Here is a 26088-nt window from a genome sequence, read left to right on the forward strand (position 1 = left end):
CACCGACCACGCCCGACGTCTCCCGACGCCCCACCCGGGCCCGCCGGAGACGCCCCTCCACCCACCGGCACGCACCGGCACGTCGAACGCGGCACTCGCACGTCGAGCGCGGCGCTCGTTCGTACCGCGCCGGGCGGACGAGTACCGCGCTCGGCGGACGCGAGGGGCGCGCCGATGCCGGCCGCGCGGGGACTCCCGGGGGCTACGGTGGCAGGAGGAGGTGTCGTCGTGGACATCCTGGGGCCTGTGGCCATGATCGCGTTCTGGACCGCCGTCGTCGTCGGCGTCGTCGTGCGGGGCGTGCGTGCCCGGCGGCGAGGCCGGTCGGGGTTCGACGGCGCGCGGATCGCCCTCGACGGCGCGGACCAGGTGCAGGGCATCGTGCTCGCGCGGCCCGAGACCGGCCCCGTCACGTACGGCGGCACCGGCCCGGCGGTCGAGCTCACGGTCGACCGCCGCGACCCGCTCGACGAGGGCCCCTGGGACGTGCGAGAGCGTCCGACCTCCTGACGCGACGGGTGCCGGCGCCAGGGCTCAGCGCGCGGGCGTCCGCACGTCGACGACGAGCGGCCGGTGGTCGCTCGCGATTCCCACGGCGTGGTCGTCGGGCACGTGCGCACCCAGCACGGGCAGCCGCTCGTCGACCAGCACGACGTCGATCCGCACGCGCGGCGCACCGGCCGGGTAGGTCGGGTGCTCGGCGTCGCCCACGACCGCGGCGTCGTGCAGCCCGCCGCGCGCCGCCGCGAGCGCGGCCCACGACGGCCCTCCCGGTCGTTCGTTGAGGTCGCCCGTGACGACGACCGGCGCGCGGTCCGCCTCGACCACGCGCCGCAGCACGAGGCCCACGTGCCGGGCCCGCTCGTCAGCGCGCAGCCCGAGGTGCACGACGACGACGCGTACGCCGTCGACCCGCGCGGTCGCGACGCCGCGGCGGGTCAGCCCGGGCCGCCACGGCAGGCGGACCGCCGCGGCGTCGTGCACCGACCGGTGCGGCGCCACGAGCAGCGCCGTCGTGCGGGCGCCGCCACCGCCGACCGCGACTCGCAGCCCGGTGCGCGCCGCGAACCGGCGCAGCCGCAGCCGACCCGTGAGCCCGCGCGGCGGCTCCTGGACCGCCAGCACGTCGGGGGCGGCGACCCGCACGACGTCGACGAGCGCGTCGACCTGCTCGCGCAGCCCCCGCAGGTTGTAGGTCATGACCCGCAGCGGGCGGTGGCCGCCCGCGGGGTCGTCGGCGTGGGTCCTGCCGGTCCCCACCGCGTCGTCGACGTCCACCGCGACCTCCGTCCGTCCCCCCGGGCGTCCGGCGAGGGTACCCCCGGCCGGGATCCGTGGGGAGGCCGACGCACCCGGAACGGCGCGACGTAGGTTGGTCCGACACCGACCGCCGCGCGCGAGCGCACGACGAGGGGACGACGCCGTGCGACGCACGCCCGCCCTGGCCGTCACGGCCGCCACCGCCCTGCTGCTCGCCGCGTGCACGGCGGGCTCCGACGACCCGACGACGCCCACCGGGACCGGTCCGTCCGCCGGCGCCGCAGCCTCGCCGGCCCCGCCGGCGGAGCCGCTCCCGCCCGCGACGGCCGAGTGCCTCGCGGGCACGTGGCGCCTCGACCTGGCCGCGATGCAGGACGACCTCGCGCAGCTGTTCGCCGCCGCGGACGGCGAGGTCGAGGTCGAGGTGGCGGGCACGTCGACCTACGACTTCGCGCCCGACGGCTCGTTCACGGCCACGGTCGACTCGACCTCGGGCATGACGATGCGGTCGGACGAGACCGAGCTGACGTCGCGCTCGGAGTCGAGCGGCGACCTCACGGGCGCCTGGTCGCTGGCCGGCGACCAGCTGACGATCTCGGACGTCGACAGCAGCGGCCTCGACGTCACGACGACGGCGACGATGGACGGCGAGACGCTCGACGTGCCACCCGCCGCCCCCGAGGACGCGATCGAGGCGCTGCCTCCGACGCTGTCCACGGCCACCTGCGCGGACGGCACGCTGGTGCTCGCGGCGGCGCTCGCGCAGGACGAGGACAGCGACCCGGTGACGATCACGTACACGCTGCGCCGCTGACGGCACGCGCGTCGCGGTGACCCGGCCGGGTCCGCCCCCGAGGGGGCGGACCCGGCCGGTCGTCGTGGGGCGTCAGCCGACGAGCTGGGTCTCGTGCTCCAGCCGACCCTCGCGGTCGACGCGCGCCGCCCGGACGCGCGAGGCGATCACGGCGCCGAACGCGATGGCCGTCGCGACCACGGCGATCGAGAGCCGCGCGACGTGGTTGGCGTCGTCACCGACGGACACCACGACGACGGCGGGCGCGATGAGCACCGACACGAGGTTCATGACCTTGATGAGCGGGTTGATCGCGGGCCCGGCGGTGTCCTTGAACGGGTCGCCGACGGTGTCGCCGATGACGGCGGCGGCGTGCGCGGGCGAGCCCTTCCCGCCGTAGTTCCCGTCCTCGATGATCTTCTTGGCGTTGTCCCACGTGCCGCCCGAGTTGGCGAGGAACACCGCCATGAGCACGCCGGACCCGATGGCGCCGGCGAGGAACCCGGCGAGCGGCCCCACGCCGAGCCCGAACCCGACGGCGATCGGCGCGAACGCGGCCAGCAGCCCGGGGGTCGCGAGCTCGCGCAGCGAGTCGCGCGTGCAGATGTCGACCACGCGGCCGTACTCGGGCCGCACCTCACCGGTCATGATGCCGGGGTGCTCGCGGAACTGACGCCGCACCTCGAACACGATCGCGCCCGCCGCGCGGGTCACGGCGTCGACCGCGAGGCCCGAGAACAGGAAGACGGTCGCACCGCCGAGGATCACGCCGACGAGCGTGACGGGGCTGATGATGTCGTACGACAGCATGGCCGCCACGAGGTCGTCGCCGACCTCGCCGCGGATGTCGGCCAGCGCGTGCGTGACCGCGTCGGCGTACGAGCCGAACAGCGCGGTCGCCGCGAGCACGGCCGTGGCGATCGCGATGCCCTTGGTGACGGCCTTGGTGGTGTTGCCGACCGCGTCGAGGTCCGTGAGGATCTGCGCGCCCTCGTCGCTGACGTCGCCGGACATCTCGGCGATGCCCTGCGCGTTGTCGCTCACGGGCCCGAACGTGTCCATCGCGACGATCACGCCGACGGTCGTCAGCAGGCCGCAGCCGGCGAGCGCGATGAGGAAGAGCGCGAGCGGCACGGACCCGCCGGCCAGCAGGAAGACGCCGCAGATCGCGGCGGCGATGATGCCCGCGGTGTAGACGGCGGACTCGAACCCGACGCCGATGCCGGACAGCACGACCGTGGCCGGACCGGTGAGAGTGGTGCGCGCGACGTGCAGCGTCGGCTTGCTCGTGGTGCCGGTGAAGTAGCCCGTGACCCACAGGATGACGCCCGCGAGCACGACGCCGACGAGCACGGCCGCGGACGCGACGAGCCGCGGGTCGCCGCCGTGGGTCTCGAGGCCCGCGGTGCCGCCCGTGAGCGCCGCGAACGACGACGGCAGGTACGCGTATGCGGCGACGGCGGCGAGCAGCACGCCGACGAGCGCCGAGACGTAGAACCCGCGGTTGATGGCGGTGAGCCCGGACTCCGCGCCGCGTACGCGCGTGATCGCGACGCCGAGCGCTGCGACGAGCGCACCGACCGCGGTGACGACGAGCGGGAAGACCATGCCCTGCTCGCCGAACGCGGCGCGGCCCAGGATGAGCGCGGCGACGAGCGTCACGGCGTAGGACTCGAACAGGTCGGCCGCCATGCCCGCGCAGTCCCCGACGTTGTCGCCCACGTTGTCGGCGATCGTCGCGGCGTTGCGCGGGTCGTCCTCGGGGATGTTCTGCTCGACCTTGCCGACCAGGTCGGCGCCGACGTCGGCGGCCTTGGTGAAGATGCCGCCGCCGACGCGCATGAACATCGCGAGCAGCGCGGCGCCGAACCCGAAGCCCTCGAGCACCGCGGGGGCGTCGCCGCGGTAGATCAGCACGACCCCGGCGGCGCCCAGCAGCCCGAGCCCGACGACCGACATGCCGACGACGCCGCCGGTGCGGAACGCGATGCGCGCGCCCTCGGCGCGCCCGCCGGGCAGCGACGCGGCGGCGGCGACGCGCAGGTTGGCGCGCGTCGCGAGCCACATGCCGAGGAACCCGATCGCGGCGGAGAAGCCCGCGCCCACCAGGAAGAAGATCGAGCGGCCGAGCTTCACGCCGCCGTCCCCGGGCAGCAGGAGGAGCAGCGCGCACACGATCGCGGCGAACAGCGCGAGCGTGCGGAACTGTCTGCGCAGGTACGCGGACGCACCTTCCTGGACGGCGCGCGCGATCTCCTGCATCGAGACCGTGCCCTCGCCCGCGGCGAGCACCTGACGTCGGAGCACCGCGGCGACCACGAGGGCCGCCAGCGCGATCACGGCGATGGCCGCGACGATCGTGATGCTCGTGGCACCGAGCTGCATGCATCCTCCTCGACGGACGAGGTGCGACGCCCCCTGCACGCACCTGCCGTGCGGCCCCGTTGCCGCCCGGACCCGGCGAGTCTAACCACGGGTGTGACGCACGTCTCACCAGGCCAGCACGCTCGCGGCGCGTCGGCGGGTGCGCCGCGAGGGCCTCAGGACGCGAGGGCCGCCGCGAGCGTGTCCCGGATCGTGAAGACCTGCACGAGCCCCGTGAGGCGGAAGACCTTCAGCAGCCGCTCGGAGTCGACGACGAGCACGAGCCGGCCCCCCGCCGTCCGGACGCGCTTGAGGGTGCCGACGAGAAGGCCCAGGCCGGTGGAGTCCATGAAGGTGACCTCGGTCAGGTCGATCACGAGGTCGGTGCGCTGCTCCGCCACGAGCGCTGACACGCGCTCGCGCAGACGATCGGCGGACGACACGTCGATCTCGCCAGCCACGTGCACGACGGTGCGGGTTCCCACGTCCTCAGCCGTCACCCGTACGTCCATCGACGTCCCCTCCCCGGTGACCCCTGCAGACAATTCAAGCATCCCGGCCCCCGGTGGGGCGCCGGTGCGACGCCCCGACCGCCGCGCTCGTCTCGCGGCACACGGCAGCCGGGACGGTCAGTGCGTCGGCGGCGCACCTCGACGTGCCCGTGGCCCTGGTGGCGACACCACTCGTCCAGGTACGACTGGGGTGAGCGACCCAACCTTTTGCGCAGGCCGTTCGTCTAGGTCAGTGAGGCGGCGTGCAGGGGGCGTCGCCTCAACGACTTCTGCACGACCTCAGCAGGACCTCGGCGGGGCGCCGCAGACGACGGGAGACCGGTGACGGCCTGGCAGGACACGCTGGACGAGCTGGTCCGGACGCGCGGCCGCGCGCTCGCCGGCTACGCGTACCTGCTGACGGGCGACGTGCGCGAGGCTGAGGACCTCGTGCAGGACGCGCTCGTCCGGACCTTCGCGCGCGGCAGGTCCGCGCGCGGGGTCACGTCCGCCGAGGCGTACGTGCGCCGGACGATCCTCACGACGTACGTCGACGACTTCCGCCGCCGACGGCACTGGGCGACGATCCGGCACCTCGCGGTCGTCCCCGAGCCCAGCCCCAGCGACGGGCCGAACGCCGGGCCGGAGCCCGTCGTCACGACCCGCCTCGCGGTGCAGCAGGCGCTCGACCTGCTGCCGCCGCGCGAGCGCGCGTGCATCGTCCTGCGGCACTTCGAGGACATGACCGTCGCGCAGGTCGCCGACACGCTGTCCCTCTCGATCGGCACCGTCAAGAGGTACCTGTCCGACGCCACGCGCACGCTCGAGGAGCATCTCGGCCCCCTGGCCGGGCGCGACGACGAGTCCGCGCACCACACCGACGACGTCCTCGTCACGCCCCGGAGGCCCCGATGAGCACACGACTGGACCTGGCACTCCACGAGATCGCCGAGGCCGTGGGCGGCGCGAGCGCCTTCGGCGACGCGACCGCGCCGCACACCGTCGCGACCGTGCGGCGCCTGACGGGCCGCGTGCGACGCCGACGCGCGGTGCGGGGCGTCGGGACCGCCGCGGTCGCCGCGAGCGCCGCAGGTGCGGTGGTGATCGTCGGCCCGCTCGCGGAGCGTCCGGTCCCGGCCACGTCCGGCGCCGCCTGCGGGTCGGTGCTCGACCTGCCCACGACGACCGGGCCTGCGGGGTTCACCATCCGGGCGGACACCACCGGCGCCAGGCTCGACGACGGCGGCTCCTTCGGCACCCGGCAGGGCGAGCAGCTCGCCGTGCAGGTCGAGATCGACGTGGACGACGCGACCCCCATGACGGACGGAGCGCCCGCGCCCGAGCAGGTCGCCCCGCTCCCGACGGCCCCCGAGCTGCTGATCACCGACGACGACGTCGTCGTCACGGAGTCCGTGCTCGCGCCGGCCACGGTCGCCGGGTCCGACGGCGGCGGGCCGGGCACGTGGTCCGCGACCGACGGTCCGGCGACGACGGCGGGCGGCGCGACGTGGCACGCGACCGCGGGGAACGGCCACGTGTCGGTCGGCTGGAGCGACCTGGTCGACCTCGTCTCCTGCACGACGGGCGAGGCGCTGACGCCCGGCGCCTACGAGGTGTGGGCCTCCCGGATCGGCGACGACGGCCGGACGCGCACCGTCGGGCCGTTCGACCTCACCCTCGTCGCCGAGCAGCCCGCGGTGACGTCGTCGCTGCCCGCGGACTTCCCGTCCGAGGTCCCGCTGGTCGGGGGGCGGCTCGCCGCGGTGGCCCGCGCGGGGGGCGCGTGGACGGTCGAGGTCGAGACACCGGGCGACGACCGCGCGGAGGTCGCCCGGGCGCTGCTGGACCGCGCGGCCACGCGGCAGGTCGACGGCTTCGGGGGCAGCACGAGCGAGGTGACGACGACCCCGGACGGCGGCCTGGTGGTGGGCCGCTGGGCCGTCACGGTGGCGGCGTCCACGACGGCGGACGGCAGCCCCTCGGTCGTCTACCGGCTGACCCCGCAGGACTGATCGCGCGGCCGCTACAACGGTTCGGGCCCCTCCGGCGTCTTTGCTGGTGACGGGCGGTACGGTCCCGTCACCGAGACGGGAGGTGGTCGTGCCCACGACCCGGGACACGGCGAGCGCCGCCGACACCCCGGACGACGTGCTCGACACGCTCGCGCGCGAGCGCGCCCGGGCCCTGTTCGGGTACGCCTACCTGCTGTGCGGCGACACCCGCGCGGCCGAGGACCTCGTGCAGGACGCGCTGGTCCGCACGTTCGCGCGGCTGCGCGGCGGCACCGACGTGGCGGCGGCCGAGCAGTACGTGCGCACGGCCGTCCTGCGCGGCCACCTGGACGCGCTGCGGCGGCGCGCGCGCTGGGCCACGGTGCGTCACCTCCTGCACGTCCCCGGGGACGAGGAGACCCGCGACCACGCGGACTCCGTCGGCACCGGGTCCGTCGTGCACGCGGCGCTCGCGACGCTCGCGCCGCAGGAGCGGGTCGCGGTCGTCCTGCGGCACGTCGAGGACCTCACGGTGCCGGAGGTCGCGCACCGCATGGGGCTGGCCGACGGCACCGTCAAGCGGTACCTGTCGACCGCGTCCGCGAAGCTCGCCGACCGGCTGGGGGCCGCCCTCGACGAGGACGCGACCGAGGACGAGGACCACGTGACGGTGCGGACGAGGGGTGGGCGATGAGCGGGCGCGGCGACCTGTGGCGGACGGCGCAGGACGAGGCTGAACGGCTCGGCGACGCGTGGGAGGTGCCGGTCGAGCGCGTGCGCGCGCGGGTGCGCCGACACCGGGCCCGGCGCACGGCGACGACGGGCGCGGTCGCGCTGGCGGCCGTCGGCGCCGTGGCCGTCGGGCTCCCCCCGCTGCTGGGCGCCGCGGGCAGGACGGACGTGGGGGCGTCGGCCGACTGGCCCGCGCAGTTCGCGCTGTGCGGGCAGCCGCTCGCCGACGTCGTGGCCCCGCCGGGGCGGGTGCAGCAGACGCTCGTGCAGTCGCGGGACGTCACCGGCGCCGACGGCACGTGGCTCGGCACCACGTCGACACGCGTCGACGGCGCGGTGTCCGTGGCCGACGCCCCGGTCGACGTCGAGGTCGTGCTGGTGCGCGACGGGGTCGTCGTGGGGATCGCTCCCGAGGACGGCGAGCAGGGACGCGTCGTGGTCGACCTCGAGGAGGACGTGGCCACGAGCGCCGGGCCCGGGACGGCCGAGTGGGCGTACGGCACGCGGCTGGTCTCGTGCGACCAGTACCCCGACGGCGCGGGCCGCTCCGAGGTCCCCGCGGGCGAGTACGAGGTCGTCATGACGCAGACCGTGACGTGGACCGAGCCCGAGGGCGGGTCCGGCACGGGGCGCGCGACGGTCACGGCGCCGCTGCGGGTCACCGACGAGCCGTCGGACCCGCAGGACTCCCCCGAGGTGTGCGGGGCGCGCACCTCGGACCTGGCCCGGACCGCCGGGCCGCAGGCCAACCCGTTCCAGGTGACGCTCGACGCCCGGGTGCCCGCCACCACCGCGGCGGGGTCGACGCTCCGGTTCACGGTGACGGCGACGAACGAGGGCGCCACGGCCGTCGCCGGCACGAGCGGTCCGCCCGACGTGCTGCTGACGCGCGACGGTCGCGTGGTCGCCGCGACCACCGCGCACGAGGACGTCGCGCTCGACGTCGACCTCGAGCCCGGGGCGTCGCGCGCCACCGACGCCGGCATCGAGCTCGTGGCCTGCGAGGCCCTCGGCACCGCCGACGTCGCCGGCACGTCGCGCGGCGAACCGCTGACCCCGGGCGACTACGAGGTGTGGGTCACGACGGACCTGGTCCTCACCACGCCCACGGCGCGCGACGGCGGACCCACCCGCGAGCACCTCGTGTACGGGCCGTGGCCCCTGCGGGTGGGGTGAACCACGGGCCCGGCGTCCTCACCCTCGGTGCAGGTGTGCGCGCGGGACGCGGGCGAGGACGTCGCGGTACGGGTCGACGACGGGACCGGGCCGGGCGTCCTGCACCACGTGGTCGCGCACACCCAGGTCGGCCAGCACGGCCGTGAGCTCGGTGACGTCGTCGTCGGTCAGCACGGCCGGGTCGACGGTGGTGCGCACCTGCAGGTCGACGCCGCTGTCGAGCACGAGCCGCAGCGACGCGAACGCCTTGTCCGCCGTCGTGACACCGGCCCCGGTGCGCGTGATCGCCCGGTACAGGTAGGCCGGGGCCTTGACGTCGAGCACGACCCGGTCGACGTGCGGCAGGAGCTCCGGCAGCCGCCCCGGGTACGCCCCGGCGGTGTGCAGCGCGACGAGGAGACCGGCGTCCTTGACCTCGCGCGCGGCCGCGACGACGCCCGGCTGCCGTGTCGGCTCGCCTCCCGAGAGCACGAGCCCGTCGAGCAGCCCGCGACGGCGACGCAGCAGGTCGGTCACGTGCGACCACGGCACGACGCCCGGTGCGGTGGGGTCGAGCATCGGGCCGCCGTGGCAGTACGTGCAGCGCCACGGGCAGCCCTGCAGGTACGCGGTCGCGACCACGTGCCCGGGCCAGTCGTCGGTCGACATCGCCACGAGGTCGGCGATCTGCAGGGAGGTCGCGCGGCGCTCCCACGCGTCGCTCACGGGGTCCTGCCCCGGTGTCGGTGCGCGTGCGCGCGGGGGTCGGCCGGGTCGAGCACGCGGACCTCCTTCGTGGCACGGGGACGGACGCGGGTGCGGGTGCGGGTGCGCGACGAGCACAGCACCCCGCCGGGGCCGCGGGCCACGGCACGGGCGGCGCGGACGCGTTCCGCCCGTGGATCCGCCGTGCCGACCCGGACGACGCCCGCGGTCGGGAGGGCCGAACGTCCCGCGTACGTCGGTCGGGCGTGACGCGTCAGCCGGGCACCCGGACGAGCCGCACCCGGTCCCCGGGGCGCAGCTGCGCGGCGCGCGACCGGCCCTCGGCGGTGAGGACCGCGACCACCGGGTAGCCGCCGGTGACGGGGTGGTCGGGGCCGAAGACCACCGGCCGCCCGTCGTGCGGCACCTGCACGGCCCCCGCGACCAGGCCCTCCGACGCGAGCTCGCCCGCGACCGCGCGCGTCAGCGGCGGACCGGTCAGGCGCAGCGCGACGCGGTCGCTGTCCGGTGACACGTCCCGCACGGCCCCCCACAGGGCGGCGCGACCGGCCGCGTCGAGGTGGTCCAGGCGTGGCCCGGCGACGGCCGGGAGGTCGACGACGGGCGCGCGGCCCCCGGCGGGCTCGGCGGCGGGCACGGGGTCGGCGACGCGCGGCCGCCCGAGCCACGCCGGTTCGGGCGGCTCCGGCAGACCGTCGAACGCCGTGCCGTACGCGAGCACGTCGCCGGCGCGCAGCGGCTCCGGCCCGAGGCCCGAGAGCACGTCGCGCGAGCGCGAGCCCAGCACGCGCGGGACGTCCAGACCCCCACGGACCGCGAGCCACGTGCGCAGGCCGTGCGCGGGTGCGTGCAGCGTGAGCGTCGAGCCGCCGGGTGCGCGGACCGCGGCGCCCACCGGCACCGGCGCGCCGTCGAGGTCGGCCTCCGTGACGGCGCCGACCAGCGCGAACGCGGTCGTGGCCCCGAACCGCACGACGAGGCCGCCGAGCACCGTCTCGAGGAGCGCGGCGTCGGGGGCGTTGCCGACGAGGCGGTGGGCACGCGCGAGCGCCGCCGGGTCCGCCGCGCCGGAGCGCGGCACGCCCACGGCCGCGAGACCGGTGCGTCCCGCGTCCTGCACAAGGGTGAGCAGCCCCGGAGCCAGGACGGTGAGCGCGCGCGGCAGCAGCGGGGCGTCGGCCGGTGCGCCCGGGGCGGCGTCGGCCGACGGTCCGGCCGTGACGGAGGTGGTCGCCGGCGAGGTGGCGACGGGTGAGGTCGTCGCGGCGTCGGCGCCGGCCCCGTCCTCGACGGCGCGCGCGAGGCCGGCGACGACCGCCTCGGGTGCGACACGGACGAACCGCACGGCGTCGCCCGCGTGCAGCAGCGCGGCGTCGGCGGTGCCCCGCGCCGGGTCGAACATCGCGAGCCGGGTGCGGCCCAGCAGGCTCCACCCGCCGGGCGTCGCCGCCGGGTAGACGGCGGTGAGGTCGCCCGCGACCGCGACCGAGCCGGCGGGCACGCGCGTGCGCGGGCTCGGCAGGCGCGGCACGTGCAGCGCGGGGTCGAGCCCCACGACGTACGCGAAGCCCGGCATGAACCCGCCGAACGCGACGCGGTACCCGCCGGGCCCGCCCGCGACGTGCCGCGCGACGACCTCGTCGACCGAGAGCCCGACCGTGCGCGCGACGTCGTCGAGGTCCGCGCCGTCGTAGACCGTCGGCACCTCGACGGTGCGGCCCGTCACGACGCCCCGGCCGTCGTGCACCGCGTCACCGACCACGGCGGCGACCTGCGCGGACCACCGCGGACGCGTGCGGGCGTCGCCGCGGACCAGCACGGTGCGCGCGGCGGGGACGACGTCGACGACGCCCCGCGGTGGCCGTGCGCGCAGCCGGGCGTCGAGCGCGTGGACCGCGGCGAGGTCCGCGAGCTCGACGAGAACGGCGTCGTCGCCGTACGGCACCACGGTCGTCATGGCGTCGCGGGACCGGGTGTGACGGCACCGGGCGAGGAAGGAACAGGTACCGCGGGAGCAGGTGCAGCAAGAGCAGGTGCGGCGGGAGCGGAGGCCGACGCGCCGCCACCCGCGAACGGTCGCACGGTGACGCCTGCCGCGGCGAGCGCGTCGCGGACGGCCGTCGCGAGCGCGACGGCGCCACGCGTGTCGGAGTGCACGCACAGCGAGTCGGGGCGCAGGTGCACGGGCGTGCCGTCGACCGCGAGCACGACACCCTCGACGGCGAGCCGCACGGCACGCTCGGCGGCGACCCGGGGGTCGGTGACCAGCGCCCCGGGCTCGGTGCGTGGCACGAGCGTGCCGTCGGGGCGGTAGCCGCGGTCGACGAACGCCTCGACGACGGTCCGCAGCCCCGCGTCGGCCGCGAGCGCGAGCACACGGGACCCGGGCAGCCCGAGCACCGCGAGCCCGGGATCGACGGCGTGCACGGCCTCGACCACCGCACGGGCCCGGGCGTCGTCGTGGACCACCGCGTTGTACAGCGCCCCGTGCGGCTTGACGTGCGTGACGCGCGACCCCACGGTCGCGGCCACCGCGACGAGCGCGCCGATCTGCGCGGCCACCTGGGCGCGCAGCACGTCGGGGGCGACGTCGACGGGCCGTCGTCCGAACCCCTCGCGGTCGTCGTACGACGGGTGCGCGCCCACGGCGACGCCGCGCACGAGCGCGCCCCGGCACGTCGCGGCCATCGTCGCGGCGTCCCCACCGTGGTAGCCGGCGGCGACGTTCGCGCTGGTCACGAGGTCGAGCAGGGCGTCGTCGGCCGGGGGCTCGACGCGCCACGGCCCGTCGCCCTCGCCGAGGTCCGCGTTGAGGTCGATCACCGCCATGACCCGATCCTCCCGCACCCGGGACCCGGTCCGCGGGCCCGTGGGCGGCCGGTGCGAGGATGGTCGCGTGGGTCCCGGCGAGCTGCTCGACGTGCTGCTCGCCGGTGGCCGGCGGGCCGACCGGGCGACCCACGTGCGCGAGCTGCCGGCCCGCGCGGGGGTGCGCGCGGACTGGCCGGCGTGGGCGGACGCGGACGTCGTGCGCGGGTACCGGGCGCTCGGCGTCGAGCGGCCCTGGGAGCACCAGGCCGACGCGGCCGACGCGGCGTGGTCCGGCCGGCACACGGTGCTCGCGACGTCGACGGGCTCGGGCAAGTCGCTGGCGTTCTGGCTGCCCGCGCTGTCGGCCGTGCGCTGCGGCGCGGCGGGTGCGCTGCTGGACCCGGGGCGCATCGAGTCGGTGCAGCGCCGCCCGACCGTGCTGTACCTGAGCCCCACGAAGGCGCTCGCGGCCGACCAGCTCGCGGCGCTCGACCGGGTGCTGGCCGCGGCCGGCACCCGGGACGTGAAGGTCGCGACGTGCGACGGGGACACGTCGCGCGACGAGCGGCGGTGGGTCCGTGACCACGCCGACGTCGTGCTCACGAACCCCGACTTCCTGCACTTCGCGCTGCTGCCGGCGCACGCGTCGTGGTCGCGCGTGCTGGCCTCGCTCGCGTTCGTCGTGGTCGACGAGTGCCACGCGTTCCGCGGGCTGTTCGGCGCGCACGTCGCGCTCGTGCTGCGGCGGCTGCGGCGCCTCGCCGCCGCGTACGGCGCGTCGCCGGTCGTGGTGATGGCCTCGGCGACCACGTCGGACCCCGCGGCGAGCGCCGCGCGTCTGCTGGGCGTCGACGCCGACGACGTGCACGCGGTCACCGCCGACACGTCGCCCGCGGGTCGCAAGACGCTCGTGCTGTGGCAGCCGCCCGAGCTGCCCGGCGCCGACAGCCCGTGGGCGTCGCTGCTGCCCGACGAGGACCCGTGGGCGACCGTCGTGGTGGCCGCTCCCCCGCCGGACGTCCCCGACGCGGCGGGCGGCGTGGACGACCACGACCCCGCCGACGACCCCACGGGCCCGGACGGCCCCCATGCCCGTGCGTCCCGTGCCACCGGTGCGGAAGGTCCCGCCCCGCAGCCCGGCCCGCCCGCCGAGGGCTCGGGTCCCGTGGGCACGGGCGAGCGACTCGTGGCCGTGCCGCAGGACCGCCCGCGCCGCACGGCGACCGCCGAGGTCGCCGACCTGCTGGCCGACCTGGTCGCCGCAGGTGCGCGCGTGCTGGCCTTCACGCGCTCGCGGCGCGGCGCCGAGTCGGTCGCGGCGACGACGCGCGACCACCTGCGCGCGGTCGACCCGACCCTGCCGTCGCTCGTGTCGTCGTACCGCGGCGGGTACCTGCCGGAGGAGCGGCGTGCGCTGGAGGAGGCGATCCGCGCGGGTCACCTGCGGGCCCTCGCGACGACGAACGCCCTGGAGCTGGGCGTCGACATCTCGGGGCTGGACGCCGTGCTCATCGCGGGCTGGCCGGGCACGCGCGTGTCGCTGTGGCAGCAGGCGGGGCGCGCCGGCCGGGCGGGCGCGGAGGGTCTCGTGGTGCTCGTCGCGCGCGAGGACCCGCTCGACACGTTCCTCGTGCACCACCCCGGCGCCGCGCTCGACGCACCGGTCGAGGCGACCGTCTTCGACCCCGGCAACCCGTACGTGCTGGCTCCGCACCTGTGCGCGGCGGCCGCCGAGCGACCGCTGCGTGCCGAGGAGCTCGACCTGTTCGGCCCGCGGGCTCCCGAGCTGCTCGCGCAGCTCACCGAGCGCGGCATCCTGCGGCGCCGGTCCTCGGGCTGGTACTGGACGCACGCCGAGCCGGCGAGCCGCCTGACCGACCTGCGTGGCGCCGGCGGCCAGCCGGTGCGGGTCGTCGAGGGGTCGACCGGGCGCCTGCTGGGCACGGTCGACGCCGCGTCCGCGGACGCGACCGTGCACCCAGGCGCGGTGTACGTGCACCTGGGCGCGACGTACGTGGTCGACGAGCTGCACCTGGCGGACGGGGTCGCGCTCACGACGCGCCGCGACGTCGACCACGGCACGTGGGCGCGGTGGGTGACCTCGACGAGCGTCGTGGAGGTCGAGCGCGAGGTCGCGTGGGGTCCGGTCACGTGGGGGTTCGGCCAGGTGGACGTGACCACGCAGGTGGTCGGCTACCAGCGACGTCGCATCCCCGACCTGCAGGTCCTGTCGACCCACGACCTCGACCTGCCCGAGCGCACGCTGCGCACGGCCGCCGTCTGGTGGACCGCACCCGCCGAGGTGCTCGAGCAGGCGGGCGTCACGCTCGAGGTCGCGCCGGGGGCGCTGCACGCCGCCGAGCACGCGTCGATCGGGCTGCTGCCGCTGCTCGCGACGTGCGACCGGTGGGACCTGGGCGGCCTGTCGACCGTGGTGCACGCGGACACCGGGCACGCGACGGTCTTCGTGCACGACGGCCACCCCGGCGGTGCGGGGTTCGCCGAGCGCGGGTTCGACCTGGGACCGGTCTGGCTGCGGGCGACGCGCGACGCGATCGCCGCGTGCCCGTGCGCGACCGGCTGCCCGGCCTGCGTGCAGTCACCCAAGTGCGGCAACGGCAACGACCCGCTCGACAAGGCCGGCGCGCTGCGGCTGCTGACGACCGTGCTCGCGCACGCCCCTGCGACGCCCTCCGCCTGACGTCGCGGTCGTCCGCCGGCCTCCGAGCCGGCGAGGGGCTCGTTGGTAGCGTGCCGCACCATGGCTCTGGTTCATCCTGACGCGCGGTCCTGGGCCGAGGCCCATTCAGCCGCCGGGTCCGTGCGGCTCGGCATGCTCGAGGCGATGGCCTGCCAGTCGCACCCCGAGGTCGTCGCGACGTTCGGCGACGACGGTGTCGCGATCGCCGAGCTGATCGACCACCGCGCGCCGGGCGCCGCGCGGCGCGCGCTCAGCGGTATCGGTGTCGTCCTCGTGATCGCCGCGTTGATCGCGCCGATCGCCGGGGTCGCCGTGCTCGGCGCGGAGTCGGACCTCGTCGAGCGCATGCCGGCGGACCGGTCGGTGCCGATCGCCGCCGTGTGCTTCGTCCTCGCCGTGGTGGTGCTCCTCGTCACGGGCGTCGCCTGGGTGCGGGGCGGTGCCCGGTGGTCGGGCATGGTGTGCGGCCTCGGGGCGGTCTTCGCCCTGTGCGGGGTCTTCGCCTCGATCAGCATGCCGACGGTCTCGGGGCGCGACGGCTACGACCTCCCGACGCTCGCGCAGGTCTCGGTGTGGACCACGCTCGCCCTCGGCCTCCTGCTCGCCGTCGCGACGATGCTGCGCCACCGGGTGCGCGAGCCCGAACCGGAGGTCGCGCCCGCCGCACCGACGACGACCAGCGACCGCCACGTCGCCGAGCTGGCCGCGCGCAGCATCCCCGACACCGAGCGCGTCGCGATCCTGGCCGATCGCGACGCCGCCCTGCGGGTCCTCGCGGAGCGCGGTCTCCTCGACGGGACGACCCTCGACCGCGCCCTCTCCGCACCGCTGGGCACGCTCTTCGCTCTCGAGGCGCCGACGCAGCCCGGACCGGAGAGCCCCGGCTGACGCCGACGCCTGTCGAGGGGCTCAGGCCCGCTCCCGCGGCTCCGGTCCTCCAACGTCCGCGTCCGCGTACCGGCACGGCGGGTGCGCCCTCCGGCCGGGCCGACGGGCGCGGACGACACGTCGCCGGGCGGCCGCCCGGCCCGGACCTCGACCGGCGGCGCGCGGGCCGGCGCGGGCGACTCCGAGGGCCGCACCGACGGGGGCGTCGACCCGCACCCGTACGGTCACGTCACCGTGCGCACCCCGCACGCAGGACACGATCGAGCCGCCGTTGCGCCCCGCCGCCACTGCCGCGTGGTCGCACGGACCGGCACCACCGTCAGCGAGGTGCTGCGCACCGGCAAGGGCCGCGAGGTCCGCCGCCGCCGCGGCCCGGGCGCGTGCGGCGTACGCGCCGCCGACGAGCGCGGTGGCCGCGACCAGCACGAGCGCGACCGCGACGACCCCGAGCACCAGGACGCTGCCCGCACCGCGGTCGCCCGCCCCGCGATCGCGCACCACGCGCCCGCTCGCCCCGCCGTCGTCCGCCCTGCCGTCGTCCGCGCCGCGGTCATCCATCCCGCCGTCGTCCGCCCCGCGGTCATCCATCCCGTCGTCGTCCACCCCGTCGTCGTCCGCCCCGTCGGTCGCGTCACCGCCCGCCTCACGGTCCGGGACGCGACGTGCTCGCCCGGCGCGCGGCGCGATCACGGCTCGGCCCACGCCGTCGCGGACGCCGCGGCGCGCAGGCCGTCATCCCATGCGGTGAACGGCGCGCTCACGGCGACCGTGACCCACCCGCCGTCGCGTCGCACGCGCACGTCCCCACCACGCGGCCCGAGCACGTGCCGGGCCGCCGCGACCACCTCGCCGTCGCTCTCCCCCAGCGCGGCGACCCGCGCCGCGGTGCGTGCGGCGTCGAGGCAGGTGAGCCGCACGACCGTGGCGGCGCCGACCGCGAGGACGGCGACGAGCACGGCGGCGACCGCCACCATCCCGACGGCGAGCTCGGCCGTGACGGCGCCACGGTCCGCGGGCGGGTTGACACCCCGGGGTCCACGACGCGCGGCGGCTCGGCACCGGCCACCTGACCGCCGCCGCCGAGGTCCGCCCCGGCCGTGCGCATCCACAGCTCGGGGCCGGCGCCCGCGCGAGCCTCGCGCGCACGACGCGCCTGCTGCTCGAGCAGCGCCGCGGCGACGTGCTCGTCGAGGTGCTCGACGCGCGGCGAGATCGGTCCGGGCGTCGAGTGCGCGACGAACGTCGCGACCCGCAGCCGTCGCTGCACGGGACCCTGCTCCAGGCCCAGGCTCTGCGTGCGCTCGTGCGGCACCACGACGACCGTGCGCCACCACCGCCCCGAGCGCATGATCAGCGCCGTGCGGGTCACGAGCACGCCGTGCCGGCGCCGGCTCAGCGGGTCGACCCACCGGGCGCGCGCGGGCGCAGGCGTGAAGCCGCCGTCGTCGTCGCGTCCGCGCAGCGCCGCGTCCAGCGTGGCGAGCGGGTCGTCGACGCCCAGGTCCGGCAGCACGAGCCACAGCGCGACCGCGGCCTCGGCGCGCGAGGCGACGGGGTGCAGCACCGACTCGTTGGTCGCCTCGGTGCCGTACCCGGCGACGTTGATCTCGACCTTCCACCAGTCCGGCCCCCGCCACAGCGGGCCCTGCGTGAGCCGCACCGCCTGCACGCGGCCCGGGGGGACGGTCTGCGTGCGGGTCTCCGTGAGGCCGTGGCGCAGGCGGATCCCGTCGGGGGACGCCGCGGCGCGGAACGTCGCGCCGGTGTTGACGCGGTTCCACACGTAGCCGCCGACGCCCAGCAGCGCCGGCACGCCGACGAACAGGCCGCCCAGGTCGTGCGTGGCGATGCCCACGGCGACGCCGCCGACCAGCGCGACCACGACGAACCACGGCGGCACCGACCGCACGATCGAGTGCACGAGACGCCCCATCGGCAGCTCGTACACCTGCCGCTCGGGAGCGGCCTCGTAGACCGGGGCGGCCGCGGGCGCGACGCCCGCCGCCCCGGCGACGGCGCCCTGCGGGGGCGCACCCGCGGCGGACGGACCGGCGGGTGCGGGCACGGCCGTCGCCGCGGCCTGCGGCCCGAGCCCGGCGGCGAGCGCGAGGATCTGCGCGCGCAGGGCCGTGGCCTCGCTCTCGCGCAGGAACGCGAGCTGCACGGCGGACCCGCTGCCTCCTGCGACCTCGAGGTTCAGCTGCGCCAGGCCCAGCAGCCGCGCGAGCAGCGGCTGCACGACGTCGACCGCCTGCAGACGGTCGAGACGCGCCTGCCGCTGCTGCCGGAACAGCAGACCCGTGCGCAGGTGCACGGCCTCGTCGGTCACCGCGTAGCGCATCACGCGCCACGCCAGCGCCGAGTACGCGAACCCGACGACGGCGACCACCACGACCAGGCCCAGCACGACGAGCCACGCGCGCCCGGGGCCGAGCGCGTCGGCGACCTGCCGCAGCGTGTCGGACATCTGGAACCCGATCACGGCGAGGAACGCCGCGACGACCTTCCAGCCGCGCAGCGCGGGTGTCACGGGGTGCAGGCGGCGCCAGTCGTACCCCTCCTCGCCCGCGGCCTCCGGCACGGGGTGCAGGGACGTGCTCACAGCCCCGCCAGCCGCGACTCGCCGCGCGACGCGAGCCGGTCGCGCAGGCGCGCGGCCTCGGCGGGCGGCAGGCCCGGGATCGTGGCGTCGGTGCCGGGCGCGGCGGTGTGCAGCTGCACGGTCGCGATGTCGAAGCGGCGCGCGAGCGGCCCGGAGCTGACGTCGACGTACTGCATGCGCCCGTACGGCACGACGACGAGCTCGCGGAACATGATGCCGCGGCGGATCAGCAGGTCGTCGTCACGCTCGGCGTACCGCAGCGCACCCACCTGACGGCGCACGAGCAGGGCACCCCACAGCAGCAGCGCCGCGAGCACGCCCGGCACGGCCCACAGCCAGGCGATCCCGAGCACCGCGGCGAGCACCGACGTCGGCGCGAGGAGCACCACGGCCCACAGGCCCAGCACGAGCAGGCGCGCGGCGGCCAGGCGCGGCGACACCGGCGTCCACGCGACGTCGTGCAGGTCGAACGGGTCGGCGGCGGACGGGCCCGGGGCCGTGGGGGCGGTGGTCATGTGCTCATCCTCCCGCACCTGTTCCCGGGCCGCGGACGTCCGCTCAGCCGGCCGTGGGGTCGGGGTCCCGCGTGAGCGTCGGGGCGTCCGCGTCGGGCGGCGGGATGCGGCACCAGTGCTCGACGACGAGGCCCGCGACCGCGAGCGCGACGGCTCCGAGCACCGCGAGACCCGCGGCCCCGGCCCGTGCGGTGTTGCCCGGCACGTCGGCGTCGGTGAGCAGCGAGAGCGCCTGGCCGCCGTACCAGCCGGTCAGCAGGGCCCCCGTGTAGCAGGCCGCCTTCGCGAGCACGACGGTGCGGGCGGCCCGCAGCGGGTTGAGGTCGGGGCGCCGACCCTGCTGGAACTGCCGCACGGCCCAGCCCATCGAGAGCACGACGCCCGCGATCACGAGCTCGACGCCGATGACGAGCCACGGCACCTCGGGCGGCGTCGCCGAACCGCGTCCCACCAGCAGCCGCATGGCCCACCACGTCACCGCGGCGACGCCGACGGCCAGCAGGGCGAGCGTGCCACGTCGGGTCGCGCTCACGGCAGCCGCGCCTCCCCGGGGGCCTGCCCGGCGACGTCGGGGTCGGCGCTCGCGGCCGGCACGGGTGCCGTCAGCCAGTCGAGCGCCATCCAGCGCACGCCGTCCCGGTCGGGGGCCGTCGCCGCGAGCTGGGCGACCGGGCCGCCGCCGAGGCCGGGCAGGAACGCGTCGGGCTCGACCTGCGCCCAGGGCTCGAGGACGAACGCGCGCTCGTGCGCGCGCGGGTGCGGCAGCTCGAGGTCGTCCGTCACGGCGAGCGTGTCGCCGTACACCACGATGTCGACGTCGAGCGTGCGCGGGCCCCAGCGCTCGAGCCGCTCGCGACCGTGGTGCTGCTCGACGGCGTGCACGGCGCGCAGCAGGTCGCGGGCCGCGAGCGTCGTCCGCGTGACCAGCACGGCGTTGAGGTAGTCGGGCTGCTCGGGCCCGATCGCGGCCGTCCGGGCGAGCGGCGAGACCGCCACGACCTCGATGCCGGGGACCGACGCGAGGTCGGCGACCGCCTGGCGCAGCGTGTCCTGCGCCGGGCCGAGGTTCGCACCGAGCGCCAGCACGGCGCGCACGGGCTCCGCGGGCGGCTCGTCGAGCGCGTCGAGCACGAGCTCGCCGTCGACGACGTCCGCCACGGGCGCCATGAGCTCGGTCGCCGGCCCGGCGGCGGGCGGGCCTCCGGGCCGGTCCGCCCGGAGGTCGTCGTGCCCGTGGTCGGGCAGGTCGACCGGGTCCATGAGCTCGGTCCGCGGCCCGTCCTGGTCCGGCGCGTCCGCGCGGGGGCCGCCGAGCGCCCGGTCGGGAGCGGGGGGCGGGGACGACGGGCCGAGCGCCACCGGCCCGGACGGCGCCCCGACGGGCGGGGAGGGCGCGTTCACGACGGGCGGCGGCACCGGACCGGGAGGCAGCGGAGCGGACGACGTGACCGTGGGCACCACGCCGGTCGGCACGGCCGCCACGGGCGCGGGGACGACGACCGCGCCGACGCCGTCGGGACCGGTGTCGGCACCGGCCCGGCCGGGCGACGACGGCACGGCGCCGGGGCGCGAGTGGGCCCCGGTGCCGGCGGCCGGGGTGGACGCGGCGGACGCGGCGGGCGGTGCCAGAGGGGCCGCAGATGCTGCAGGTGCCGCAGGTGCCGCAGGCGCCGCAGGCGCCGCAGGCGCCGCAGGCGCCGCAGGCGCCGCAGGCGCCGCCGGCGCCCCGAGGGTGGGGCCGGTCACGGGGAGCGCCGCCGTGCGGGGCTGCGTGGGCTCGGCCGGCCGACGCACGGGGCCCGTCGCGGGACGGTACGGCTCGGCCGCGGGCAGCTTGGTGCGGTCGCGCCGGATCGAGACCACCACGTCCCCGAACGGCACGGTGATCGGCGCCTGCGGCTTGTGCAGCGCGACGTCCACGGCCTGCACGAGCGGACGTGCCAGGACCGTGGCGGCGATGCGCTCGGCGACCGTCTCGATGAGGTCGGCGGGCTCGCCCGCGAGCACCGCGGCGACCAGCTGCGCGACCTCGCCGTAGTCGACCGTGTGCGCGAGGTCGTCGCCCGCGGCCGCGCGTCGCGTGTCGAGGTGCACGACGACGTCCGCGACGAACGTCTGCCCCTCGCGCCGCTCGTGCGGGAACACCCCGTGGTACCCCGTCGCGCTGATGCCCGACAGCCGGATCTGGTCCAGCCGGCGTCCGCCGTCGTCGTGCACGTCGTCCTGACCGCTCACCGCGCTCCCTCCCGTGCGGCGCGCCCCGTCGCGTGCCGTGCCGTCGTCCTCGTCGTGTCCCAGCCTGCCGTGCCGTCGCGTGCCGCGCGCCACCGGGCGGCGACGCGCACCGCCGCCGCCGAGGCCGCGACCTCGTGCACCCGCACCGCCCAGACGCCGTCCGCGGCGGCCAGCGCGCTCACCGCGGCCGTCGCGTCGTCCCGCGCCGCGGGCGGCACCGGCACGCCGTCGGCGCCCGCGAGCAGGTGCCCGAGGAACCGCTTGCGCGAGGCCCCGACCAGCACCGGGAACCCCTCGGCGACGAGCTCGGGCAGGTGCGCGAGCAACGGCCAGTTGCTCGCGCCCGCCTTCGCGAAGCCCAGCCCGGGGTCGAGCACGACCTGCGCGTCGTCGACGCCCGCGGCCCGCAGCGCCGCGACGCGCTCGCGCAGCTCGGCACGCACGTCGACCACCACGTCGTCGTACACGTCGTGGTCGTCCATGACGTCGGCGTGGCCGCGCCAGTGCATCGCGACGTAGGCGACGCCGGTGCTCGCGACGAGGCGCGGCATGTCGGGGTCGGCCAGGCCGCCGGAGACGTCGTTGACCAGGACCGCGCCGCGCTCGACGGCCGCGCGCGCGACCTCGGCGCGCGTCGTGTCGACGCTGACGACAGCGCCCGCCGCCGCGAGCCGCTCGACGACCGGCAGCACGCGCGCGAGCTCCTCGTCGACGGGTACGCGGGTCGCGTCGGGCCGGGTGGACTCGCCGCCCACGTCCAGCACGTCGGCGCCCTGCGCGAGCAGCGCGTGGCCGCGCTCCACCGCGGCGTCGACGCCGAACCAGCGGCCGCCGTCGGAGAACGAGTCGGGGGTCACGTTGACGACGCCCATGACGAGGGCGCGCCCGAGGCGCACGTGCGCGTCGAGCAGCCCCGACGGGCCACGGAGGAGGGAGCCGTGGTCGGTCACGGTGCGAGCCTAGGCGCTCGTCGCGGTGCGCGGGACCGCTCGGGTCCGCACGCCGCACCCCGACGCGGTGGCACGGCCGGGTCCGTCAGTGCCGGCCGGCCAGCAGGCTCATGGCCTCGGCGCGGGTCGCGACGTCGCGCATCTGGCCGCGCACGGCCGACGTGACGGTCCGCGAACCGGGCTTGCGCACGCCGCGCATCGACATGCACAGGTGCTCGCACTCGACGACGACCAGCACGCCCTTGGGGTTCAGCACCTCGACGAGCGCGTCGGCGACCTGCGACGTGAGGCGCTCCTGCACCTGGGGCCGGCGCGCGTACACGTCGACCAGGCGCGCGAGCTTCGACAGGCCCGTGATGCGGCCGTCGGCGCCGGGGATGTACCCGACGTGCGCGACGCCGTGGAACGGCACGAGGTGGTGCTCGCACGTCGAGTACACCTCGATGTCCTTGACCAGCACCATCTCCTCGTGGCCGAGGTCGAACGTGGTGGTCAGCACGTCGCGCGCGTCCATCGTCAGGCCCGCGAAGATCTCGCGGTAGGCCCGGGCGACGCGCGCCGGGGTCTCCTGCAGACCCTCGCGATCGGGGTCCTCGCCGACCGCGAGGAGCAGCTCGCGGACGGCGAGCGCGGCACGCTCCTCGTCGAACGGCGCGATCGCCCGGCCGCCCGCGTCGTGCGTGCGGGAGATGACCGAGCCGTCGTCGCCCGGGGTGCCCGTGACGTCCGTGGTGGCCACGTCAGCGCGGCCCGTCGGCGTCGGGCGTGCCCGTCGGGGGCAGCTCGACGACCGCGGTCGCCGGGTGCTCGGGGTTGGCGGCCGCCGCCTCGTCCTGCGGGACGACGGGCCGGCCGTCCAGCGCGGCGAGCTCGGCGGGCGTCATGACCGGGGCCCGGTCCGAGACCACGCGCTCGTGGCCGGAGATCCACACCTCGCGCGGCGGGCGCTTGGTGATCGGCGCGAAGATCGCCGCGAGCTGCTCCTGGTTGAGCGTCTCCTTCTCGAGCAGCTCGAGCACGAGGGCGTCCAGCACGTCGCGGTACTCGACGAGGATCTCGCGGGCCTCGTCGTGCGCGTGCTCGATGAGGGCGCGCACCTCGGCGTCGATCGCGCCGGCGATCTCCTCCGAGTAGTCGCGCTGGTGGCCGACGTCGCGGCCCAGGAACACCTCGGACGACTCCTGGCCGAGCTTGATCGCCCCGAGCCGGGCGCTCATGCCGAACTGCGTGACCATCTTGCGCGCGGTCGACGTGGCCTTCTCGATGTCGTTGCTCGCGCCGGTCGTCGGGTCGTGGAAGACGAGCTCCTCGGCGACGCGGCCGCCCATCGCGTACGCGAGCTGGTCGAGCAGCTCGTTGCGCGTCGTGGAGTACTTGTCCTCCTGCGGCATGACCATCGTGTAGCCCAGCGCGCGACCGCGCGGCAGGATCGTCACCTTGGTCACCGGGTCGGTGTACCGCAGCGCGGCCGCCACCAGGGCGTGACCACCCTCGTGGTACGCCGTGATCTTGAGCTCCTTGACGTTCATGACGCGCGTGCGCTTCTGCGGACCGGCGATCACGCGGTCGATCGCCTCGTCGAGCGCGGCGTCGTCGATCATCTGCGCACCGCGGCGCGCGGTGAGCAGCGCGGCCTCGTTGAGCACGTTCGCGAGGTCGGCGCCGCTGAAGCCCGGCGTGCGGCGCGCGACGAGCGCGAGGTCGACGGCGGGCGCCATCGGCTTGCCCTGCGCGTGCACCGTGAGGATCCGCTCGCGGCCCTTGAGGTCGGGCGGCTCGACCGCGACCTGGCGGTCGAAGCGGCCCGGGCGCAGCAGCGCGGGGTCCAGGATGTCGGGGCGGTTCGTCGCGGCGATGAGGATGACGTTCGTCTTGACGTCGAACCCGTCCATCTCGACGAGCATCTGGTTGAGCGTCTGCTCGCGCTCGTCGTGCCCGCCGCCGAGGCCCGCACCACGGTGCCGGCCGACCGCGTCGATCTCGTCGACGAAGATGATCGCGGGGCTGTTCTCCTTGGCCTGCTGGAACAGGTCGCGCACGCGGCTCGCGCCGACGCCGACGAACATCTCGACGAAGTCCGAGCCGGAGATCGAGTAGAACGGCACGCCCGCCTCACCCGCGACGGCGCGGGCCAGCAGGGTCTTGCCGGTCCCGGGCGGGCCGTACAGCAGGACGCCCTTGGGGATCTTGGCGCCGACGGCCTGGAACTTCGCCGGCTCGGCGAGGAACTCCTTGATCTCCTGGAGCTCCTCGACCGCCTCGTCGACGCCCGCGACGTCCGCGAACGTGACCTTGGGCGACTCCTTGCTCACGAGCTTGGCCTTGGACTTGCCGAAGCTCATGACGCGCGAGCCGCCGCCCTGCGCGTTCGACATCAGGAACCAGAACAGGCCCAGGATGATGATGAACGGCAGCACGAGCGTGAGCAGGCTGCCCCACCACGACGGCTGCGGGACCTTGGACGTGAAGCCGTCCTTGGGGTCGGCCTGCGTGATCGCGTCGACGACCTGGTCGCCCTGCGGCGTGACGTAGAAGAAGTAGACCTGCTTGCCGAGGTCGCCCGCCTCGTCGGGGTCGGGGTCGTAGGCCTCGGCCAGCGTGAGGTCCACGCGCTGCGTGCCCTCGGTGACGAGGACCTGGTCGACCTTGCCGTCCTTGAGGAGCTCGAGGCCCGTGGACGTGTCGATCTGCCGCTGCGTGGGCATCTGCAGCATGCTGAAGGCGGCCAGGGACAGCAGGACGGCCAGGGCGACCCAGATGAAGGGGCCGCGGAAGAGACGCTTGACGTTCATGGGCGATCGGGGCCGGGCCCCTCAACCTCCGCTCGCGGGGACTCTGCCTTGAAAGTACACGGTGGACCTGGCAGGGCCCCGCGGTGTTCGCCCAGGGCACAGGCCGGGCGCGCGGCGCGGCCGCGCACCCGTGCGGGTGCCGCGTGCGTCAGCCCTGGTAGACGTGCGGCGCGAGCGTGCCGACGAACGGCAGGTTGCGGTACCGCTCGGCGTAGTCCAGGCCGTACCCCACGACGAACTCGGTGGGGATGTCGAAACCGACGTAGCGCACCGGCACCTCGACCTTGGCCGCGTCGGGCTTGCGCAGCATCGTCGCGATCTCGACCGACGCCGGGCCGCGCGAGCGCAGGTTCGACAGCAGCCACGACAGCGTCAGGCCCGAGTCGATGATGTCCTCGACGATGAGCACGTGCCGGCCCGTCAGGTCGGTGTCGAGGTCCTTGAGGATCCGCACGACGCCCGAGGACTTGGTGCCCGACCCGTACGACGACACCGCCATCCAGTCCATCGACACGTTGCCGCGCAGCCGGCGCGCCAGGTCGGCCATGACCATGACGGCGCCCTTGAGGACACCCACGAGCAGCACCTGCTCACCCGCGTAGTCGGCGTCGATCTGCGCCGCCATCTCGTCGAGGCGCGCGTGCAGCTGCTCCTCGCTCAGCAGGACCCGCTCGAGGTCGTCACCCATGTCCGCCGCGTCCACAGCTCACTCCTGGTCGTCGTGGTCGTCGTGCCGTGCCGCGGGGGCTCCCCGCCCGGCCGGGAGGGCGCCGCCGGAGATGTCCGGAGCGCCGGTCGGCCGCGTGGGCCGGTCCAGGTAGAGCCTGCCACACGCGCGCCGCGCGGCCCGGCCACCGGGCAGGTGGACGGGCCCCTGACCGCGCCAGTCGACGACGAGCGCCTCGACCGCGAGCACGTGCGCGCGGGTGAGCGCGCCCGGGGGGCAGCCGGCTGCGCGGGCCGCGTCGTGCAGCGCTCGCCGGCGCGTGCCCGGCAGCGCGGCGGCGAGCGTGGCGACGTCGAGCACGACCCCGTCGTCGGTCGCGCCGGGACGGTCCGACGCACGACCGGTGACGGGGTCG

The 26088-nt window shown here is 76.6% G+C and carries 24 protein-coding genes and 1 pseudogene; 8 read left to right on the plus strand and 17 right to left on the minus strand.

Annotation, left to right across the window (positions count from 1 at the left end):
• The first annotated feature begins 228 nt into the window (after positions 1-228).
• On the plus strand, positions 229-510 hold the full coding sequence (locus ATM99_RS03740; RefSeq protein ID WP_150118105.1) for a hypothetical protein: 282 nt from the start codon (positions 229-231) through the stop codon (positions 508-510).
• Between the two features lie 24 nt (positions 511-534).
• On the opposite strand, the gene ATM99_RS03745 is transcribed toward ATM99_RS03740, so the two are convergent.
• Positions 535-1278: an endonuclease/exonuclease/phosphatase family protein gene (locus ATM99_RS03745; RefSeq protein ID WP_062101598.1), complete on the minus strand. Its 744-nt coding sequence runs from the start codon at positions 1276-1278 to the stop codon at positions 535-537.
• A 145-nt stretch (positions 1279-1423) separates the two neighbouring features.
• Here ATM99_RS03745 and ATM99_RS03750 point away from each other — a divergent pair, with 145 nt between their 5' ends.
• On the plus strand, positions 1424-2074 hold the full coding sequence (locus ATM99_RS03750; protein WP_062101599.1) for a lipocalin family protein: 651 nt from the start codon (positions 1424-1426) through the stop codon (positions 2072-2074).
• 72 nt (positions 2075-2146) lie between these two features.
• Here ATM99_RS03750 and ATM99_RS03755 read toward each other — a convergent pair whose 3' ends face one another.
• Positions 2147-4438 carry a sodium-translocating pyrophosphatase gene (locus ATM99_RS03755; protein WP_062101600.1) on the minus strand — a complete coding sequence of 764 codons (2292 nt, stop codon included), beginning with the start codon at positions 4436-4438 and terminating at the stop codon, positions 2147-2149.
• 155 nt (positions 4439-4593) lie between these two features.
• On the minus strand, positions 4594-4971 hold the full coding sequence (locus ATM99_RS03760) for an STAS domain-containing protein (RefSeq protein WP_369797984.1): 378 nt from the start codon (positions 4969-4971) through the stop codon (positions 4594-4596).
• A 279-nt stretch (positions 4972-5250) separates the two neighbouring features.
• Here ATM99_RS03760 and ATM99_RS03765 point away from each other — a divergent pair, with 279 nt between their 5' ends.
• The 4 genes from ATM99_RS03765 to ATM99_RS03780 all read left to right on the plus strand — a co-directional run bounded on the left by ATM99_RS03765 (position 5251) and on the right by ATM99_RS03780 (position 8807).
• Entirely contained in the window at positions 5251-5823 is a 573-nt protein-coding gene (locus tag ATM99_RS03765; RefSeq protein WP_062101602.1) for a SigE family RNA polymerase sigma factor, read from the plus strand.
• Positions 5820-6920 carry a hypothetical protein gene (locus ATM99_RS03770; protein WP_062101603.1) on the plus strand — a complete coding sequence of 367 codons (1101 nt, stop codon included), beginning with the start codon at positions 5820-5822 and terminating at the stop codon, positions 6918-6920. Before ATM99_RS03765 ends, ATM99_RS03770 begins: the two co-directional genes overlap by 4 nt.
• An 88-nt stretch (positions 6921-7008) precedes the next feature.
• On the plus strand, positions 7009-7593 hold the full coding sequence (locus tag ATM99_RS03775; protein ID WP_062101613.1) for a sigma-70 family RNA polymerase sigma factor: 585 nt from the start codon (positions 7009-7011) through the stop codon (positions 7591-7593).
• Positions 7590-8807: a hypothetical protein gene (locus tag ATM99_RS03780; RefSeq protein ID WP_062101604.1), complete on the plus strand. Its 1218-nt coding sequence runs from the start codon at positions 7590-7592 to the stop codon at positions 8805-8807. The genes ATM99_RS03775 and ATM99_RS03780 overlap by 4 nt, the downstream gene beginning before the upstream one ends.
• Before the next feature lie 18 nt (positions 8808-8825).
• On the opposite strand, the gene ATM99_RS03785 is transcribed toward ATM99_RS03780, so the two are convergent.
• The 3 genes from ATM99_RS03785 to ATM99_RS03795 form a co-directional block, all read right to left on the minus strand.
• A complete protein-coding gene (locus ATM99_RS03785) occupies positions 8826-9512 on the minus strand; it encodes an anaerobic ribonucleoside-triphosphate reductase activating protein (RefSeq protein WP_223304791.1) in 687 nt (228 codons plus the stop codon).
• Positions 9513-9765: 253 nt separating this feature from the next.
• Positions 9766-11469 carry a 5-oxoprolinase/urea amidolyase family protein gene (locus ATM99_RS03790; RefSeq protein ID WP_062101605.1) on the minus strand — a complete coding sequence of 568 codons (1704 nt, stop codon included), beginning with the start codon at positions 11467-11469 and terminating at the stop codon, positions 9766-9768.
• Positions 11466-12341, minus strand: coding sequence for a LamB/YcsF family protein (locus tag ATM99_RS03795; protein WP_062101606.1), 876 nt, complete (start codon positions 12339-12341; stop codon positions 11466-11468). Before ATM99_RS03795 ends, ATM99_RS03790 begins: the two co-directional genes overlap by 4 nt.
• A 67-nt stretch (positions 12342-12408) precedes the next feature.
• Here ATM99_RS03795 and ATM99_RS03800 point away from each other — a divergent pair, with 67 nt between their 5' ends.
• A complete protein-coding gene (locus ATM99_RS03800; RefSeq protein ID WP_062101607.1) occupies positions 12409-15024 on the plus strand; it encodes a DEAD/DEAH box helicase in 2616 nt (871 codons plus the stop codon).
• 60 nt (positions 15025-15084) lie between these two features.
• Entirely contained in the window at positions 15085-15912 is an 828-nt protein-coding gene (locus tag ATM99_RS03805; RefSeq protein ID WP_150118106.1) for a hypothetical protein, read from the plus strand.
• A gap of 21 nt (positions 15913-15933) precedes the next feature.
• Here ATM99_RS03805 and ATM99_RS18510 read toward each other — a convergent pair whose 3' ends face one another.
• From ATM99_RS18510 to ATM99_RS03855, 11 genes and pseudogenes are all read right to left on the minus strand, one after another.
• The gene (locus ATM99_RS18510; protein ID WP_369797986.1) at positions 15934-16500 is read right to left on the minus strand and encodes an Rv3654c family TadE-like protein; all 567 of its coding nucleotides are present in this window, start codon (positions 16498-16500) and stop codon (positions 15934-15936) included.
• 98 nt (positions 16501-16598) lie between these two features.
• Positions 16599-16886, minus strand: coding sequence for a TadE family type IV pilus minor pilin (locus tag ATM99_RS19855; protein WP_304438265.1), 288 nt, complete (start codon positions 16884-16886; stop codon positions 16599-16601).
• 242 nt (positions 16887-17128) lie between these two features.
• Positions 17129-18379, minus strand: a pseudogene (locus tag ATM99_RS19860) (PH domain-containing protein); the annotation flags it as partial.
• A gap of 131 nt (positions 18380-18510) precedes the next feature.
• Positions 18511-19029: a PH domain-containing protein gene (locus ATM99_RS03820; RefSeq protein WP_062101609.1), complete on the minus strand. Its 519-nt coding sequence runs from the start codon at positions 19027-19029 to the stop codon at positions 18511-18513.
• Positions 19030-19072: 43 nt separating this feature from the next.
• Positions 19073-19561 (minus strand): DUF3180 domain-containing protein, encoded by a 489-nt coding sequence (locus tag ATM99_RS03825; protein WP_062101610.1) that lies wholly within the window; start codon positions 19559-19561, stop codon positions 19073-19075.
• Positions 19558-21264, minus strand: coding sequence for a 2-amino-4-hydroxy-6-hydroxymethyldihydropteridine diphosphokinase (gene folK, locus ATM99_RS18515; protein ID WP_082659227.1), 1707 nt, complete (start codon positions 21262-21264; stop codon positions 19558-19560). Before folK ends, ATM99_RS03825 begins: the two co-directional genes overlap by 4 nt.
• Positions 21261-22136, minus strand: a complete 876-nt coding sequence (gene folP, locus ATM99_RS03835) for a dihydropteroate synthase (protein WP_082659229.1) — start codon at positions 22134-22136, stop codon at positions 21261-21263. The genes folK and folP overlap by 4 nt, the downstream gene beginning before the upstream one ends.
• 163 nt (positions 22137-22299) lie before the next feature.
• Positions 22300-22905 carry a GTP cyclohydrolase I FolE gene (gene folE / locus ATM99_RS03840; protein WP_062101617.1) on the minus strand — a complete coding sequence of 202 codons (606 nt, stop codon included), beginning with the start codon at positions 22903-22905 and terminating at the stop codon, positions 22300-22302.
• A 49-nt stretch (positions 22906-22954) separates the two neighbouring features.
• Positions 22955-25006 (minus strand): ATP-dependent zinc metalloprotease FtsH, encoded by a 2052-nt coding sequence (ftsH, locus tag ATM99_RS03845; RefSeq protein WP_062101611.1) that lies wholly within the window; start codon positions 25004-25006, stop codon positions 22955-22957.
• Between the two features lie 148 nt (positions 25007-25154).
• The gene (hpt, locus tag ATM99_RS03850) at positions 25155-25709 is read right to left on the minus strand and encodes a hypoxanthine phosphoribosyltransferase (RefSeq protein ID WP_062101612.1); all 555 of its coding nucleotides are present in this window, start codon (positions 25707-25709) and stop codon (positions 25155-25157) included.
• Between the two features lie 3 nt (positions 25710-25712).
• A partial coding sequence (locus tag ATM99_RS03855) for a TilS substrate-binding domain-containing protein (protein ID WP_190278765.1) occupies positions 25713-26088 on the minus strand: 376 nt, incomplete at its 5' end.

It is taken from the genome of Cellulomonas sp. B6 (genome assembly GCF_001462455.1).
GTDB lineage: Bacteria > Actinomycetota > Actinomycetes > Actinomycetales > Cellulomonadaceae > Cellulomonas.